The 14,866-nt window shown below is 61.5% G+C and carries 18 protein-coding genes; 5 read left to right on the top strand and 13 right to left on the bottom strand.

The genetic code is table 11. The features are described from left to right. Positions 1-38: 38 nt before the first annotated feature. The 7 genes from AC19YS_RS10680 to AC19YS_RS10650 form a co-directional block, all read right to left on the bottom strand. Positions 39-1,973 carry a response regulator gene (locus tag AC19YS_RS10680; protein ID WP_500601665.1) on the bottom strand — a complete coding sequence of 645 codons (1,935 nt, stop codon included), beginning with the start codon at positions 1,971-1,973 and terminating at the stop codon, positions 39-41. Further along, on the bottom strand, positions 1,963-2,826 hold the full coding sequence (locus AC19YS_RS10675; protein ID WP_500601663.1) for a sensor histidine kinase: 864 nt from the start codon (positions 2,824-2,826) through the stop codon (positions 1,963-1,965). The genes AC19YS_RS10680 and AC19YS_RS10675 overlap by 11 nt, the downstream gene beginning before the upstream one ends. Further along, a complete protein-coding gene (locus AC19YS_RS10670) occupies positions 2,819-3,826 on the bottom strand; it encodes an ATP-binding protein (protein WP_500601662.1) in 1,008 nt (335 codons plus the stop codon). The genes AC19YS_RS10675 and AC19YS_RS10670 overlap by 8 nt, the downstream gene beginning before the upstream one ends. Next, positions 3,817-4,221 carry an ATP-binding protein gene (locus tag AC19YS_RS10665; protein ID WP_106576991.1) on the bottom strand — a complete coding sequence of 135 codons (405 nt, stop codon included), beginning with the start codon at positions 4,219-4,221 and terminating at the stop codon, positions 3,817-3,819. Before AC19YS_RS10665 ends, AC19YS_RS10670 begins: the two co-directional genes overlap by 10 nt. Next, the gene (locus AC19YS_RS10660) at positions 4,218-4,580 is read right to left on the bottom strand and encodes an STAS domain-containing protein (RefSeq protein WP_200623269.1); all 363 of its coding nucleotides are present in this window, start codon (positions 4,578-4,580) and stop codon (positions 4,218-4,220) included. The genes AC19YS_RS10665 and AC19YS_RS10660 overlap by 4 nt, the downstream gene beginning before the upstream one ends. A gap of 2 nt (positions 4,581-4,582) precedes the next feature. Further along, positions 4,583-5,434 (bottom strand): STAS domain-containing protein, encoded by an 852-nt coding sequence (locus AC19YS_RS10655; RefSeq protein WP_500601661.1) that lies wholly within the window; start codon positions 5,432-5,434, stop codon positions 4,583-4,585. Positions 5,435-5,520: 86 nt separating this feature from the next. Then, positions 5,521-5,736, bottom strand: coding sequence for a hypothetical protein (locus tag AC19YS_RS10650; RefSeq protein WP_500601660.1), 216 nt, complete (start codon positions 5,734-5,736; stop codon positions 5,521-5,523). A 102-nt stretch (positions 5,737-5,838) separates the two neighbouring features. On the opposite strand from AC19YS_RS10650, the gene AC19YS_RS10645 reads away from it, so the two are divergent. Next, positions 5,839-6,741, top strand: a complete 903-nt coding sequence (locus tag AC19YS_RS10645; RefSeq protein ID WP_106577295.1) for a LysR family transcriptional regulator — start codon at positions 5,839-5,841, stop codon at positions 6,739-6,741. On the opposite strand, the gene AC19YS_RS10640 is transcribed toward AC19YS_RS10645, so the two are convergent. Both AC19YS_RS10640 and AC19YS_RS10635 read right to left on the bottom strand, forming a co-directional pair. Beyond that, the gene (locus AC19YS_RS10640) at positions 6,733-7,491 is read right to left on the bottom strand and encodes a substrate-binding domain-containing protein (RefSeq protein ID WP_119740778.1); all 759 of its coding nucleotides are present in this window, start codon (positions 7,489-7,491) and stop codon (positions 6,733-6,735) included. The two genes, AC19YS_RS10645 and AC19YS_RS10640, sit on opposite strands and share 9 nt — an antisense overlap. Beyond that, complete coding sequence (locus tag AC19YS_RS10635) at positions 7,491-8,795, bottom strand: MFS transporter (RefSeq protein WP_106576988.1); 1,305 nt, start codon at positions 8,793-8,795, stop codon at positions 7,491-7,493. The genes AC19YS_RS10640 and AC19YS_RS10635 overlap by 1 nt, the downstream gene beginning before the upstream one ends. 198 nt (positions 8,796-8,993) lie before the next feature. Between AC19YS_RS10635 and AC19YS_RS10630 the strand changes: the two genes are divergently transcribed. Beyond that, positions 8,994-9,140: a hypothetical protein gene (locus AC19YS_RS10630; protein WP_164487912.1), complete on the top strand. Its 147-nt coding sequence runs from the start codon at positions 8,994-8,996 to the stop codon at positions 9,138-9,140. A gap of 125 nt (positions 9,141-9,265) precedes the next feature. Here AC19YS_RS10630 and AC19YS_RS10625 read toward each other — a convergent pair whose 3' ends face one another. Beyond that, a complete protein-coding gene (locus AC19YS_RS10625; protein WP_106576986.1) occupies positions 9,266-9,658 on the bottom strand; it encodes a VOC family protein in 393 nt (130 codons plus the stop codon). 42 nt (positions 9,659-9,700) lie between these two features. Next, complete coding sequence (locus AC19YS_RS10620) at positions 9,701-9,880, bottom strand: hypothetical protein (RefSeq protein WP_106576985.1); 180 nt, start codon at positions 9,878-9,880, stop codon at positions 9,701-9,703. A 129-nt stretch (positions 9,881-10,009) separates the two neighbouring features. Between AC19YS_RS10620 and AC19YS_RS10615 the strand changes: the two genes are divergently transcribed. The 3 genes from AC19YS_RS10615 to AC19YS_RS10605 all read left to right on the top strand — a co-directional run bounded on the left by AC19YS_RS10615 (position 10,010) and on the right by AC19YS_RS10605 (position 12,593). Next, the gene (locus AC19YS_RS10615) at positions 10,010-10,945 is read left to right on the top strand and encodes a LysR substrate-binding domain-containing protein (protein ID WP_106576984.1); all 936 of its coding nucleotides are present in this window, start codon (positions 10,010-10,012) and stop codon (positions 10,943-10,945) included. A gap of 26 nt (positions 10,946-10,971) precedes the next feature. After that, entirely contained in the window at positions 10,972-12,159 is a 1,188-nt protein-coding gene (locus AC19YS_RS10610; RefSeq protein WP_119739116.1) for a low temperature requirement protein A, read from the top strand. A 71-nt stretch (positions 12,160-12,230) separates the two neighbouring features. Then, positions 12,231-12,593, top strand: coding sequence for a 5-carboxymethyl-2-hydroxymuconate Delta-isomerase (locus AC19YS_RS10605; protein WP_106577293.1), 363 nt, complete (start codon positions 12,231-12,233; stop codon positions 12,591-12,593). Positions 12,594-12,596: 3 nt separating this feature from the next. Here the strand turns inward: AC19YS_RS10605 and AC19YS_RS10600 are convergent, their stop codons facing one another. Further along, positions 12,597-13,532, bottom strand: a complete 936-nt coding sequence (locus AC19YS_RS10600; protein ID WP_106577292.1) for a LysR family transcriptional regulator — start codon at positions 13,530-13,532, stop codon at positions 12,597-12,599. Between the two features lie 137 nt (positions 13,533-13,669). Further along, positions 13,670-14,857 carry a cyanate transporter gene (locus tag AC19YS_RS10595; RefSeq protein WP_500601658.1) on the bottom strand — a complete coding sequence of 396 codons (1,188 nt, stop codon included), beginning with the start codon at positions 14,855-14,857 and terminating at the stop codon, positions 13,670-13,672. Positions 14,858-14,866: the final 9 nt, after the last annotated feature.

Below are 14,866 nucleotides of genomic sequence, written 5' to 3'. Positions count from 1 at the left end.
CATCCTGCAATTTAGCCGGGGCGGCCTGCGTGTCCCCCTTACTCGGTGCCTGGCAGGCCATCCAACCCGCGTCGGATCTTCTCCAGCAACTCGTCGATATGGAACGGTTTGGAGATCAGGTCCATGCCTTCCCCCAGGAAGCTTTGGCGATTCGCTGCGTTTTCCGCATAACCGGTCATGAACAGAATCGGCAACGTAGGACGCAGGCCACGGGCGACATCGGCCAATTCCCGCCCGGTCATGTAAGGCAGGCCGACATCGGTAAGCAACAGGTCGATGCTGGTGTCCTGGTTCAGGGTGGCGATCGCTTCATCACCGTCGGCCGCCAGGCTGCAGCGGTAACCGGCGTCGACCAGCACCTCGGCGACGAAGCTGCGCACCGAGGGCATGTCTTCGACGATCAGCACGTGTTCGCCGCTGCTGAGCCCGGGCGCCGCAACGGGCTTGGTGGTTGCGCTCGCCGGGCCCGAGGCAGCGGGCAGCATGATGGTGACCTCGGTGCCCTGGCGGGTGACGCTGCGGATCTGTGCGTCGCCGCCGGACTGGCGTGCAAAGCCGTAGATGGTCGACAGCCCCAGCCCGGTGCCCTGGCCCAGCGGTTTGGTGGTGAAGAAAGGGTCGAACACTTTGTCGATCACACTGTGTTCGATGCCCACGCCGTTATCGCGCACGGAGAGCGCGATGTAGGCGCCGTTTTCCAGTTTCAGGTTGCCGTTGGAGTAAGCAGGGTAGGTGGTCACCCAGATATTGCCGCCCTTGGGCAGCGCATCGCGGGCATTGATGACCAGGTTCAGCACTGCGCTTTCCAGTTGGATCGGATCGACCAGCGCCACGGCCGGGTGGGTCGTCAGCTCGAGTTTGAGCGCGATGTGTTCACCGATCGTGCGCACCAGCAGCTCTTCCAGTGAGCGGATGTGCGCGTTGATATCCACCGGGCGCGTGTCCAGAGGCTGCTGGCGGGCAAACGCGAGCAGGCGGTTGGTCAGGCCGGCGGCGCTCAGGGCCGAGCTCAATGCGGCGTCGGCATAAGCCTTGACCTTCTCGGTATGCTGAGTGTCGAGGCGTTTTTTGATCAGCTCAAGGCTGGTGATGATCCCGGTCAGCAGGTTGTTGAAGTCGTGGGCGATGCCGCCGGTGAGTTTGCCCAGCGCGTCCATCTTCTGTGCCTGCAGCAACTGCGCCTCGGTGCGCGCCAACTGCGTGGTGGCGTTGGTCAGCTCGGCCAGCTGATGGCGCTCGCGATGGCGATGCTCGGTGACGTCTTCGACAAACACCAGGCTCAGTTCGGCCCGGCGATAGGGCGAGATTTGCCACTCGGTTTCGCGCACTTGGCCATCGACTTGCATTTGCAAGGTGCCTTTCCAGCGCTCGCCCGCGGCGAGACGCAGGCACAGCTCCTGAATGACGGCCTGCTGATCGCTGGCGAAGCATTCGAGCAAGGCGTCAGGGTTCAGGTTGTCCTGGATCAGTTGGGCGAACGCGTGGTTGCATTCATGCACCTTCAACTGCGGGTCCATGACGGCGATCGGCGCGCTGATGTTGAAGAATATTTCGCGAAAGCGCGCCTCGTTCTCGCGCAAGGCGTATTCGGTATCACGCACGCGCAGCAACGTGCGCAGGGTTGCCAGCAGCACGTCCGGGTCCACCGGGTGGATCAGGTAGGCATCGGCGCCGGCGTCCAGGCCGGTGATGATGTCGCCCGTCTCGATGGACGCAGCCGAGACGTGCACCACCGGTAGCAGAGCGGTCGCCGGGTCGGCGCGCAGCGCGCGCACGATGTCGAAGCCACTCATGTCCGGCAGATTGACGTCGAGGATGAGCCCGTCGATCTGTTTGCTCGCGATCAGGTCCAGGCCCTCTTGGCCGGTGCCGGCTTCGAGCACGTGGTAGTGATGGCTTTCCAGGCGTCGGCGCAGGGCATAGCGGGTGGCGGCGTTGTCGTCGACGATCAGCAGTTGGATGTCACGATTCATCAACAGGCCCGCCCGCAATAGACAGAGGAATGATCACAAAGAACATCGACCCGACGCCTGGGGCGCTTTGCACCCCGACACTGCCACCGAGCAACTCGGCAAAGCGCTTGCACAGCGAGAGCCCCAGGCCGGTGCCGCGCAGGCGTTTTTGCAGCGGTGAGTCGATCTGGGAAAAGTCTTCGAACAGGTTGTTGTGCAGCTCGGCAGGAATGCCCAGGCCAGTGTCCTGTACCGCAAAGCGGATCTCGTGCGCACTTTCCATGCGGGCCGACACGCGCACCTCACCTTGCAAGGTGAACTTCAGGGCATTGGAGATAAAGTTGCGCAGGATCTGCGCCAGCTTCTTGTCATCGGTGTAGAGCTTGGGCAAGCCTGCGGGCTCTTCAAAGATGAGGTCCACCGACGAGGCGTCGACAATCGGGCGGAACATCCCGCGCAATGCCGAGAACAGGTCGAACATGTCAAACCAGGCAGGCGAGATGGTGATGCGCCCGGCCTCGATCTTGGCCAGGTCCAGCAGGTCGTCAACCATCTCGCGCAGCTCGCGCGCCGAGCTGCGGATGAAGCCTACCTGGGTCTGCTGCTCGGAGCTCAAGGGGCCGTCGAGTTCATCGGCAAGCAAGCTGGTGATGCTCAGGATCGAGCCCAGGGGCGTGCGGAATTCATGACTCATGTACGACAGGAAGCGGCTTTTCAGGTCTGATGCCTGACGCAACTGATCGGCCTGCATATCCAGTTCGGCATACAGTGCCAGCACGCCCTGGTTGGTCTCATCCAACTCGGCACGCAAGGCGTCGGCTTCCTGGTGCAGGCGCTGCACTTGCTCAGTGAGCGAAGCAATGGTGTCAGCCATCAATGGCCTCCAGGGCAATCACGAAGACGGTAACGTCATCCCGGCCGCGACAGAAGTCACGGTGAAGGATGGCGGCGATCAGGGCGGGGTGGCGGTGGCAAAGCCCGGGATAGTCCGCAAGGTTCCAGCGTGACTGCAGCCCGTCGCTGTAAAGGATCAGCAGTTGGCCGCTGACCTGAGCGTAGTCGAAGGGTTGCGCCTTGCGAAACTGCACGCCGACGATGCCCGGGTGGGACGCCAGCCCGCGCGACTTGCCGAAGGCAATCAGGCTGGCGCCGATGTTGCCCACGCCGGTGAAACGCAGCCGGTCAGCCACGGCGTCGTATTGCGCCACGGCCACTGCGCCGCCCCGGGTGCCGTTCATGCCGATATGCATGTCGTTGAGCAACGTGGCCGAGTCCTGGAAGGGGTCTTGGGCAAACACCTCTTCGCCCGCGCGCGCTGCCCGTTCCGCTTCGCTGCCATGGCCCAGGCCGTCGGCAACCATCACGCTGAACCGGCCCGCTTCGATTGCCAGGTGCCAGGCGTCGCCACAGGCCGGATCGTCGTGCAACGAATGCTGGCTGACGCCATAGCGGATATCCCGCGTGTTCGACGTGCGTGGGTAGAGCCGCGCCAACATCGCCGTGCCCCGATGATCGGCATACACATCAAAGACCTGGGCCACACGCGATATGGCGCCCATGCCGATGCCTTGCGTGCCGCCCGTGGAGAACCCATCCACCAGGCAGCTTTCCAGGTCGAAGCCCTGACCACGGTCGACGGCAATCATTTCTACGCCCTGATTGCCCGTAGCGCGCAGGTGCAGCTCGCCATGGGCGGCATGCTTGAGGATGTTGCTGGCAAGTTCGGTCGCCACCAGGGCCACGCGCCCGGCGTCGGTTTCATCAAGACCCAGCAGCTCGGCAAGCTGCTGGGCGCTGCGCCGGGCATAGCCGATTTGGCTGACATCTTCGATCAAAAGCACTTGGGTCAAGGCGCTGGGAATATTCAGGTCCATCGGGTGATCGTCACGCGTGTGCCCTCGCCGGGTGCGGTTTCCAGTTCAAACTCGTCCACCAGGCGCCTGGCGCCGGTCAGGCCCAGGCCCAGGCCGCTGCCGGAGGTCCAGCCGTCGGTCAGGGCCAGCTTGAGGTCGGGAATGCCGGGGCCTTCATCGCGAAAGGTCAGGCGCAGGCCGGGGCGATGGTCTCTTTCGACGACGCTCCAATCCATGTACCCGCCGCCGCCGTAGACCACGGTGTTGCGTGCCAGCTCACTGACGGCCGTGACCAGCTTGGTCAGGTCGATCAGGCGCATGCCGCAGTCCTGTGCCAGCCTGCGTACTAATTGTCTGGCCAGCACAACGTCCTGTTCGATCAGCACGGGATGCGTGCCGCTGCTGGCTTGGCTCATAAATGTTCTACCCGGTCACGCAGCAGTTTCATGCCGCGCTCGACGTTCAGTGCGGTCGCCACGCCGGGCAGGGTCATGCCCAGTTCCACCAGGGTAATGGCCACCGCCGGTTGCATGCCCACCAGCACGGTCTGCGCGTCCATGATGCGCGACAGGCCGGAAATGGTGCCGATCATGCGCCCGATGAACGAGTCGACCATGTCCAGCGCCGAAATGTCGATCAGCACGCCGCGCGCCGACGTGCGGCTGATGCGCTCGGACAGGTCGTCCTGCAGCGTCATGGCCAACTGGTCGTGCATGTCGACCTGAATGGTCACGAGCAAAAAATCGCCCATCTGCAAAATAGGGATGCGTTCCATGCTTAGACAGCCTTGCTGATGGTGACGCCCAGGCGTTTGAGGGCCAGCGCCAGGGCATCCGCCAAGTTGGCTTTGGTCACCACGCCTTGCAGGTCAAGGCCCAGGTGCACGATGGTCTGGGCAATTTGTGGGCGTACGCCGCTGATGATGCAATCGGCACCCATCAGGCGGATGGCGGTGACGGTTTTCAGCAAGTGCTGGGCCACCAGGGTGTCGACGGTCGGCACGCCGGTGATGTCGATAATGGCGATTTCCGAGCCGGTGTCGACGATGCGTTGCAGCAGGGACTCCATGACCACCTGGGTGCGTTGCGAGTCCAGGGTGCCAATCATCGGCAGGGCCAGCACGCCGTCCCACAGCTTCACTACGGGGGTGGACAACTCCAGCAATTCTTCCTGCTGGCGTTTGATGACCGACTCACGGGACTTCTGGAAGGTGCGGATGGTGTGCATGCCCAGCGAATCGAGCAGCTCGGACACTTCCCACAGTTGCTCGGCCAGTTGCGCCGGTTGTTCGGCGTACTCACGTTGCAGCAGGCTGAACACTGGGCCTTTAAGGGCGAAAATGAAGCTGGCAGTCTGCTGCGAATCTTGGCCGATCAAGGCACGGCTGTGCGACAGCTTTTCCAGGAAGACCCGGGTTTCGGCCCAGTTTTCATGGCTTACCTGCTGTGAGCCGCCCTGCAGAAGCGCGTCGATCAGCAAATTAAGGAAGTCGCCCGCTTGCTGTTTGACGTCATCACCCTTGACGTTTCGTGTGGCTCCCGAAGCCTCGAGGCTCGTAATCCACTCGGTCAGCAGGGCAGGGCGTTGGGTTTGCAGCGCCTGGATTGTATGAGCGTGAAGAGTTGCCACGAGAGTCTCCTTGAACGGCTTTAGTTGTTGCGGTGCAATTTATACTAAGTTGGGTTTTTTTGAATTGTTTCGTGGATTTTTCGTGTTCAAATCCGGCCGTATTGCTCATTTTCGTCTCTGCTACTCAAGCCGATCAGCGGCGTCAACGCTGCCCTCGCTTGAAGACTGCCTGTATCGACACCCGCTTCACTGGATTTATCCACCGTAAATGCGATGAAGCGCGAAGATGGCAGGGTACGCAGCGAAGGTAGCAGGTCATCGCGGTGCGGGCGCACCTGACGCGCTGATAGCGCCGGTTTCATCGTTGTCGCCGGGTTATCAATCCAAACCCGTGCAGGCACACATGGCGCGCCACCACTGCCCATACGATAATGCCCCCCAAATCGACCACCCTGGCCCATCCCGTGATCATCAACTTCGACCTCAACGACCTCCAGGCTTTTCGCGCCGTGGTAGACAAGGGCAGTTTTCGCGGCGCCGCCGAAGCCATCCGCATCTCGCAGCCGGCGCTGAGCCGGCGCATCGAAAAGCTCGAGTCCGCCCTCGAGGTGAAGTTGTTCGAACGCACCACGCGGCGGGTCAGCCTGACCATGGTCGGTCGGGCATTCTTGCCGCAAGTGGAGCGCATGCTCGACGACCTCGATGTCGCCTTGATGGGCATCAGTAACGTGGCGTCCACGCGCATGGGCAACGTGACCATTGCCTGCGTGCCGTCCACCGCTTACTACTTCATGCCCCACGTGATCTCCGAATTCCACAAGCTGTACCCCAAGATTCGCCTGCGCGTACTGGACGCCAGCGCCGGCGAGGTGTGCAACGCGGTAGAAAGTGGCGAGGCGGATTTTGGCGTGAGTTTCAGTGGCAGCCTGGCCGACGAAGTGGAATTTGAACTGTTATTGCAGGAGCGCTACGTCCTGGCCTGTCGGCGTGATCATCCGTTGGCCGAGCGCGAGAGCGTGACCTGGGCCGAGGCCTACGAGCACGATTACATCACCGTGGACAAAACCTCGGGCAACCGCTTCCTGCTGGACCAGGCGCTGCGTGGGGTGCGGGTGAAAAAACCGAGTATTTGCGAGACCCACCACGTGACCACGATGATCGGGTTGGTGGAGGCAGGGCTGGGCGTGGCGATGGTGCCGTCGATTGCGATGCCGGCGGGCACGCACCCGATTCTGGTAAGCGTGCCGCTGGTAGAGCCGCAGGTGATGCGCAATGTGGGCTTGATCAAGCGCCGCGGGCGGACGTTGCCGCCGGCGGCGCTGGAATTGGAACGGTTGGTGCGGGAGATGCCGTTTCGGTCAGTGTGATACCGAGTCCAACCCGGTGGATTGCACCAGCGGTTGCGCCTCGGGCGAGGCCAGGTACTGCAACAGTGCCTTGGCCTGCGCCGGATGTTGGGCGTTGACCGGAATGCCCGCCGCAAAGCGCGTCACCGATTGCACGTCTTCCGGGATCTTGCCGACGTAAGTCACGCCCGGCACCGGCAACAATTCCGCCACCTGCTGCAGGCCCACCTCGTATTCACCCTTGGCGACCACCGAAGCCACCGGGATGCGCTCGATCATCTTGCCCTTGGCGGGCATGCCGAGCTTTTTGAACAGCTCCTTCTCGACATACACACCGCTGGCGCTGTCCGAATACGCCACGGACTTGGCCTGGCTCAGCACCGCTTTCAACTCGGCATCGGTGCCAATCGCCGGCTTCGCGGCGCCTTGCCTGACCACCAGGCCGATGCGCGAATCGGCCAGTTCCACCCGCGACGCCTTGTCGACCTTGCCCTGCTTGATCAAGTCATCCAGGGCATAGCCCACCATAATCACCACGTCGGCGTGCTCGCCACGGGCCAGGCGGTTGGGAATCGCTTCCGGCGCCTTGCCCATGGACGGGCCGAGAATGGTGTCGAGGGTGTCGCCGCTTTGCTGGGCGTACTGCGGGCCCAGCAGTTTATAGGCGGCGGTGAAGCCACCGGAGGTCATCACCTTGAGTTCTTCGGCCTGGGCCGTCAGCGCCAAAGCGCCGAGGGCCAGGGCGGTCAGGGTTTTGCACAGCGGCTTGATCATGCGGCCCCCTGCATCACCTGCCCGCGGGTATTGGCGCGGCGGTACAACGCGAGGGTCGAGCACAGCGCGCACAACGCGGCAAACATCATCCAGTACGCCGGCGAGGCCTTGTCTTCGGTGATGTGAATGAACCAGGTGGAGATCGCCGGCGTGAAACCGCCAAAGATCGCTGTCGCCAGGCTATAGGCCAGCGAGAAGCCCGCCACGCGCACTTCCACCGGCATGATTTCGGTCAGCGCCGGGATCATCGCGCCGTTGTACATGCCGTACAGGAACGAGAACCACAGCAGGGTTTCCAGCATATGGCCAAAACTTGGCGCGTTGACCACAAACGACAGTGCCGGGTAGGCGGTGATCACGGTCAGTACGGTCATCGCCACCAGCACCGGCTTGCGGCCGAAACGGTCACTCAGGGTGCCGCCGATCGGCAGCCAGACAAAGTTCGACACGGCCACCAGCAAGGTCACCAGCAGGGCGTCGGAGGTGCTCAGTTGCAGCACGGTCTTGCCGAAGGTCGGGGCGTACACGGTAATCAGGTAGAACGCGGTGGTGGTCATGGCCACCATCAGCATGCCGCCGATCACCACGGTCCAGTTCTTCACCAGGGTCGCCAGGACTTCGCGCATGGTCGGGCGATGCTTGCGGTTGGCGAACTCTTCGGTTTCCTGCAGGTTACGACGCAGCAAGAAGATGAACGGGATAATCACGCAGCCGATGGCAAACGGAATACGCCAGCCCCAATCGGCAACCACGGCCGGTTGCATCCACACGTTTAGGCCGTAACCCAATGCGGCGGCAACCACGATGGAGATCTGTTGGCTGCCCGACTGCCAGCTGGTGTAGAAACCCTTGCGGCCCGGGGTGGCCATTTCGGAAAGGTAAACCGACACGCCGCCCAGCTCCGCACCGGCAGAGAAGCCTTGCAGCAAGCGACCCAACAGCACCAGCAACGGCGCCCACAGGCCGATGGTTTGGTAACCCGGCACCAACACGATCAACAGCGTACCGCTGGCCATGATCGACAGGGTCACGATCAACCCTTTGCGGCGACCGACGTCATCGATATAGGCGCCCAGAATGATCGCGCCCAACGGTCGCATCAGGAAGCCCGCGCCGAACACGGCGAAGGTCATCATTAATGACGCAAACTCATTAGCGGCGGGGAAGAACGCGGCGGCGATGTAGGTGGCGTAGAAGCCGAACAGAAAGAAGTCGAACTGTTCGAGGAAGTTGCCCGAAGTAACGCGGAATACCGCACCAACTTTCGAGCGAGCAGAGTCGGGCCGGGAAGGGCTAGTCATGGTTTTGTGTCTCCAGCGTTCTTTTTAAAGTGCTTGTTTCGCTTAAGACCGCGGATAGTGGCTGACACATTTAGAAATGATAAGTGAGTAATTTGGATGCATTGATGCGTCATGGCTATCAATCGCTGCTGGCGTCCAAAATCTCGCCACTGTTCTATGCTTGAAGCTGTGACCAATTCTTACGGATGGGAGGTGGCAATGGCTGACAAACACGAGCACCGGGATGAGCACGCGCATGAGCAACCTCGGCGGCAGCCTGAAGAGGAAAAGCCGCAGACCTGGAAGCATCCGGACGATGGTACGGAGCTTTCCGAGCGAGATCAGGAGCGGCCGCTCAAGCCCTGATTGAATGAGCGAACGCAGTCTAAAAGTGGGAGCAGGCTTGCTCGCGAAGGCAATGCGTCAGTAACCAGCAGGCTCACTGATTCACCGCCTTCGCGAGCAAGCCCGCTCCTACATCGGCGCCACGTTCAGCCTACGATTGGCGTGCACAATTCCACCAGCGTGCCATCCGGGCAGCGCACATACGACACCACCTGGCCCCAAGGCTTGGTGGCGGGTGGCGCCAGCTCCGTCGCGCCGTGGGCCAGCGCTTTGGCGTGGGCGACGAACACGTCTTCGGTCATGAACCCGACCTCCATCCCTAGCGGCCTTTTAGAGGCATGCGCCTGGACATGGCCACCGTCGAAATTCAATTCGCCCAACTCATGCGCCGCAAACGAAAGCGTGGTGTCGCCGGTTTCAAGCTCGCCGTAGGTGCCGGATTCATGCAGGAAACGGCGACTGAAACCGAAGGCCTTCTCGAAAAACATCAGAGAGGCGGCAACGTCGGGTACATAGATGATGGTGTAGGCAAATTTCACGATCAGGCGGTCCTTGCTGAAAGAGTGGATGAATGAAATGCCTCATGACAGCAGCACGGAGACGGGAACCCCCCACGCCAACACCACAAACGCGATCACGGTTGCCAGGCACAGACCGACAAACACCCGCGTCAGCGTTCTCACCGTGGGGTTGGCGATCCCCTTGACTACCCAGAGACAGAACCCGGCCACCACAATGGCCAAGGCAATAATGAACAGCACGATGGTGTTCCTGTGGCCTTCAAGCGCTGATTTATAATCCCAAAGCCGTCCGATGAACAGTGTTCACATAGACGCAGCCCCGCGGGCTTTCTAAACTGCGGCTTGTCTTGGGGAAAGGGGCAGGTGCCGATGAATCGCAATGAATTACGCAAGGCCGACATCAACCTGATGGTGGTCTTCGAAGCACTGATGCTCGAGCGCAATGTCACGCGGGTGGCGGAGAAGCTGTTTCTCGGTCAACCGACCATCAGTTCGGCCCTCAACCGTTTGCGCACGTTGTTCAATGACCCGCTGTTTATTCGCGTCGGCCACCGTATGGAACCCACCGCGCGCGCCGAGGAGATCATTCAGCACCTGTCGCCGGCCCTGGATTCACTGTCGTCGGCCCTGAGCCTGACCCACGATTTCGATCCCACCCAGAGCACCATGACCTTTCGCATCGGTTTGTCCGATGACGTCGAGTTCGGCCTGCTGCCGCCCTTGCTGCGGGCGTTGCGCCAGGAAGCGCCGTTGGTGGTGTTTGTGGTGCAGCATGTGGATTACTGGCGCATCCCTGACCTGCTGGCGTCCGGCGATATCACCGTCGGCATCACCCAGACCCGCGGCCTGCCGGCGAATGCCAAACGTAAACTGCTGCGGCATATCCGCCCCTGCCTGCTGCGCGCCGACGCCTCGGATAAACCGCTGACCCTCGACGAATATTGCGCACGCCCTCATGTGCTGGTGTCCCACACCGCCAACGTGTCCGGGTTTGCCGATGAATGGCTGGCCGAAATTGGCCGCAAGCGCCATGTGGTGCTGTCGGTGCCGCAATACAGTGCGCTGCCGGCACTGCTCGCCGGCACTGACATGATCGCCAGCTTGCCGGACTACACCGCCCAGGCCATGGCCGCTGGCGGCAACCTGTTCTGCGAACCGTTTCCGTTCGAAACCCCGACCCTGGACTTGTCCATGGTCTGGCTCAGCCACGTCGACACCGACCCGGCGGAACGCTGGATGCGCTCGCGGCTGGAAGCGTTCATGAGCGAGCGCGACATGCTGCCGGTGCTGGCGACAAAATCTTGAGATAGCCCCTTCAGGGAGTGCCACCGATGATTCCATCCCGTTCCTTGCTGCGTGGGCGCGGCAGTCATGACAGTGGCAAAGTCGGCATGGTCGAGCTGTTTTTCGACTTGGTGTTCGTGTTCGCCGTGACCCAATTGTCCCATTCGCTGTTGGCGCATCTGACCCTGGACGGGGCGGTGCAGGTGGCGCTGATGATGGTTGCGGTGTGGTGGGTGTGGATCTTCACGTCGTGGATCACCAACTGGCTCGATCCAGAAAAAATCCCGATACGCCTCGGCCTGTTCGGCTTGATGGTGGCCGGTCTGCTGCTGTCTTCCTCGATCCCCAAGGCTTTTACCGACCGAGGTGTACTGTTTGCCGGCGCCTACGTATTCATGCAGGTAGGACGCACGCTGTTTGCATTGTGGGCAGTGCGTGGCGAGTCGCTGAACATGATTCGCAATTTTCAGCGAATCCTGGCGTGGATGCTGTGTTCCGGCGTGTTCTGGATCACCGGCAGCCTGCTCGAAGGTCAACAGCGCCTGGCTTTCTGGGCGCTGGCGCTGTTGATCGAACTGATATCGCCGTCGGTGTATTTCTGGGTACCGGGCCTGGGGCGTTCGACCCTGGCGGACTGGAACGTCGAAGGCAACCACATGGCCGAGCGCTGCGGCCTGTTTGTGATCATTGCCCTTGGCGAATCATTGCTGGTGACCGGCGCCACCTTTGCCGAATTGCCCTGGAGCGTAGAAGGCCTGGGCGCATTCCTGGTGGCGGTGGTGGGCAGCATTGCGCTGTGGTGGATCTATTTCGACAGCGGCGCCGAGCGCGCCCATCACCGGATTGCCAGCTCTGCCGACCCGGGCCGCCAGGCGCGGATTGCCTATACCTACCTGCACGTGTTGATCGTTGCCGGCATCATTGTCAGCGCGGTGGCCGACGAACTGGTGCTGGTGCATCCGGGCCATGCCAGCCAGGCCGGCGTGGTCGCGATCATCGCCGGCCCATGGTTGTTTCTAGTGGGCAGCGCGTTGTTCAAGTGGGTAATGAGTGACCGGTCATTGCCACCGCTGTCGCACCTCGGCGGGTTGCTGATGTTGCTGGTGGTGTTGCCGCTTGGGTTGCAGCAGGTGTTTTCGGCCTTGGTGCTGGGCGCGCTGACCACGGCGGTGTTAGTGATCGTGGCCGTTTGGGAAAACCGTGCGCTGCGCAGCCTGAACGAAGTTTCACACTGAAGGCGTTCTGATTCGGTTCGGCTGCGTGCTATATGTATCGCTCTTTTTCCTACAACTATTCGGAGCTTTTCATGCCGCACCTGCACCTGGAATACACCGCCAATCTGACCGGCCTGGCCGTCGAGAAAACCCTGTTGCGGCTCAACAATGTGCTGATGGCGTCCGGGCAGTTCGGTTCCGAGTTCGATATCAAAAGCCGCGCCGTCAAGGTTGAGACGTTCCAGGTCGGCACCTCACTCAACCCACGAGGGTTTATTGCGCTGAAGCTGTCACTGCTCAGCGGGCGCTCGCCGCAGGTCAAGAAGCAGTTGTCGGAAAGCCTGTTGGCGGCGTTGCAGGACCAGGGCGAATGGCCGGCGAATATTCAGGTTCAACTCAGCGTCCTGCTGGTCGACATGGACCGCGATTCCTACAGCAAAGTCGCGATTGGCTGAGGGCTACAACAACCCCTGATCGGCGCACACCTTCACCACTTGCTCACGAAACCAGGTATTGGCACTGTCCTGGCCGCTGGTTTCGTTCCACTGCATGTCCAGGGTGAAGCCCGGCAGCCCGTTGGGCGCCTCGCAATGGCCAAACACGCTGGCGGGCGCCAAGAGCTTTTGCACACGGCGCGGCAGGGTGACGATGAAGTCGGTGCCGGTGATCATCTTCAACGCGGCGCTGTAACTGTTGGCCCTGGCGACCACTTGGCGCGTGTGGGCCTGGCGTGCCAGCCAGCCGTCGATCATGTTGGTGTGGGAGGTCCAGGGCGTGGGAAACACGTGCCGCCGCTCGACGAAGGATTGCAGGCTGAACGCCGGCTCGCGCGGGGTCGCGCGTTTATCGAACACACACACCAAGTCATCTTCCAGCAGCATCTGGACCTTGAAGTCTTTGTGGGCGCGGTGAAAGTTCGGGCCGAAACAAATCACCAGGTCGAGGCGACCTTCGCGCAAGTCCTCGGCGGGAATCTCGGTTTCCAGCTTTTGCACATTGACGATCACTGGCAGGTCGGCGCGGTCGAAGTTCTTCAACAGGCGCGGCAGGATCAATTGCTCAAAGTACTCCGGCGCGCACACGTTGAACGTCACGGCCTTCTGCGTCGGGTCGAAGGTCTGGCCGCCGGCGTGGCACAGGTTGATGCTCTCGAGGATCTTCTGCACATGCCCGTACATGGTCGTGGCTTTGTACGTAGGCCGCATGCCTGCCCGCGTGTTGATAAACAGCTCATCCTCAAAACTGGTGCGCAGTTTCTTCAGGCTGTAACTCACAGTGGACTGGCTGACGAACAGCGTTTCAGACACCTCGGTAACGCTGCTCTGGTCGTAGACGGCGATAAACACCATCAAGTCCTGCATATCGAGCTTTCTGAGCAAATTACTGTTTAGCATCCGTTCCATCCGGTAAGCCTTGGCACTGAGGCAGCGCGCGACAAGGGCAAAAGCTTAACGGAACGGTCGTGCCATTAGAAAGCTCTGTAGGGCGTTTCTATGTTTGGTGTGGGACAAAAAATGTTGGCAATACGACGTCAGCGGATATGTCGTGCGTAATGCTTCGGATTGAAACGCGTGACGATCAGCAGCATCACCGCAATCACGGCGGTCAGTGACCACCAGGCCCATTCGAAGCTGCCGAGTTGGTCGCGGATCATCCCGGCAATAAGTGGCGACAAGCCAGCAATCAGGTAGCCGATGCCTTGCACAAACGCAGTCAGGCCGCCGGCGCGGCGCGGGTTGTCCAAGTGGTCGAGGGACAGGATCAGGCTCATCGGAAACAGACCGCCAATGCCCAGGCCCAGCAGGCAAGGCCACAGCAGGCTCAGGTATTGAGGGCTGAGAATAAGGCCGCAAAAACCGCAGATGATCAGCACCAGCAACACCGCAACTACCCCGCGTTTGTCCTCACGGCGGTTGGCGATGGCCGGGGTGATCAGGCCGGACACGACTTCCATGGCGGTCAAGAACCCCAGCAGCAGGCCGGCCTGTTGTTCGCTCCAGCCTTGCTCCACGTAGTACGGCGCCAGCCACGCCAGCACGCAGGTGTAGGCGGCGGTGCCGAGGCCAAAAAAAATCGCCAGCAACCATGCGCGACGATTGCCGAAAAACGATTCCTGCGCGCCGGCACCGGCCTGGGGCAGTGGCGGCATTGCCGAACGCTGGGCGTACCAGAACACCAGCGCCAATACCGCAAGCGCCGCCCAGATGGCCAGGCCGATACGCCAGCTGCCGGTCTGCACCTGCACGAGCGGCGCGAACGACGCGGCCAGTGCCGCGCCCCCCATGATGGCGGTGACGTACAGGCCCATGAACAGCGAGACGTTGGCGCTGAAGCGCGTCTTGATCAGCGCCGGCATCAACGCCTGGATCATCGCGATACCGACGCCAGCAGCGATGGCGCTGACGATCAACGCCGACGCCGAATCCACAAACAGCCGCGACAGCGTGGCCAAGCCAATCACCAGCAGTGACAGCACAATGCTGCGGTGCTCGCCCATGCGTTTACCCAAGCCCATGCCGAAGAACATCGCCAGGCCCATGGCCATGACTGGCAGCATGGTCAGCAGCGCGGCGCTGCTGAAACTCAACGGCACGTCGCCGCGAATCGATGACAACAGTGGACCGACGGCGGCCATCGACGGGCGCAGGTTCAGGGCGACCAGTACGACGCTGATCATCAGCCAGACGGCGGTGGCGGGCGTTGCGCGAACGTTTTCCATGGGTGGACC

It is taken from the genome of Pseudomonas sp. MF08831, assembly GCF_059862645.1.
The sequence above is the reverse complement of the archived record's forward strand: the minus strand, read 5'-3'. Positions and strand labels throughout refer to the sequence as shown.

Excerpts from the sequence above, each read along its gene's own strand:
- AC19YS_RS10595 (WP_500601658.1), bottom strand. The coding sequence starts at position 14,857 with ATGGAAAACGTTCGCGCAACGCCCGCCACCGCCGTCTGGCTGATGATC.
- AC19YS_RS10670 (WP_500601662.1), bottom strand. The coding sequence starts at position 3,826 with ATGGACCTGAATATTCCCAGCGCCTTGACCCAAGTGCTTTTGATCGAA.
- AC19YS_RS10635 (WP_106576988.1), bottom strand. The coding sequence starts at position 8,795 with ATGACTAGCCCTTCCCGGCCCGACTCTGCTCGCTCGAAAGTTGGTGCG.
- AC19YS_RS10600 (WP_106577292.1), bottom strand. The coding sequence starts at position 13,532 with ATGCTAAACAGTAATTTGCTCAGAAAGCTCGATATGCAGGACTTGATG.
- AC19YS_RS10660 (WP_200623269.1), bottom strand. The coding sequence starts at position 4,580 with ATGGAACGCATCCCTATTTTGCAGATGGGCGATTTTTTGCTCGTGACC.
- AC19YS_RS10665 (WP_106576991.1), bottom strand. The coding sequence starts at position 4,221 with ATGAGCCAAGCCAGCAGCGGCACGCATCCCGTGCTGATCGAACAGGAC.
- AC19YS_RS10615 (WP_106576984.1), top strand. The coding sequence starts at position 10,010 with ATGAATCGCAATGAATTACGCAAGGCCGACATCAACCTGATGGTGGTC.
- AC19YS_RS10675 (WP_500601663.1), bottom strand. The coding sequence starts at position 2,826 with ATGGCTGACACCATTGCTTCGCTCACTGAGCAAGTGCAGCGCCTGCAC.
- AC19YS_RS10610 (WP_119739116.1), top strand. The coding sequence starts at position 10,972 with ATGATTCCATCCCGTTCCTTGCTGCGTGGGCGCGGCAGTCATGACAGT.
- AC19YS_RS10680 (WP_500601665.1), bottom strand. The coding sequence starts at position 1,973 with ATGAATCGTGACATCCAACTGCTGATCGTCGACGACAACGCCGCCACC.
- AC19YS_RS10605 (WP_106577293.1), top strand. The coding sequence starts at position 12,231 with ATGCCGCACCTGCACCTGGAATACACCGCCAATCTGACCGGCCTGGCC.
- AC19YS_RS10630 (WP_164487912.1), top strand. The coding sequence starts at position 8,994 with ATGGCTGACAAACACGAGCACCGGGATGAGCACGCGCATGAGCAACCT.
- AC19YS_RS10650 (WP_500601660.1), bottom strand. The coding sequence starts at position 5,736 with ATGAAACCGGCGCTATCAGCGCGTCAGGTGCGCCCGCACCGCGATGAC.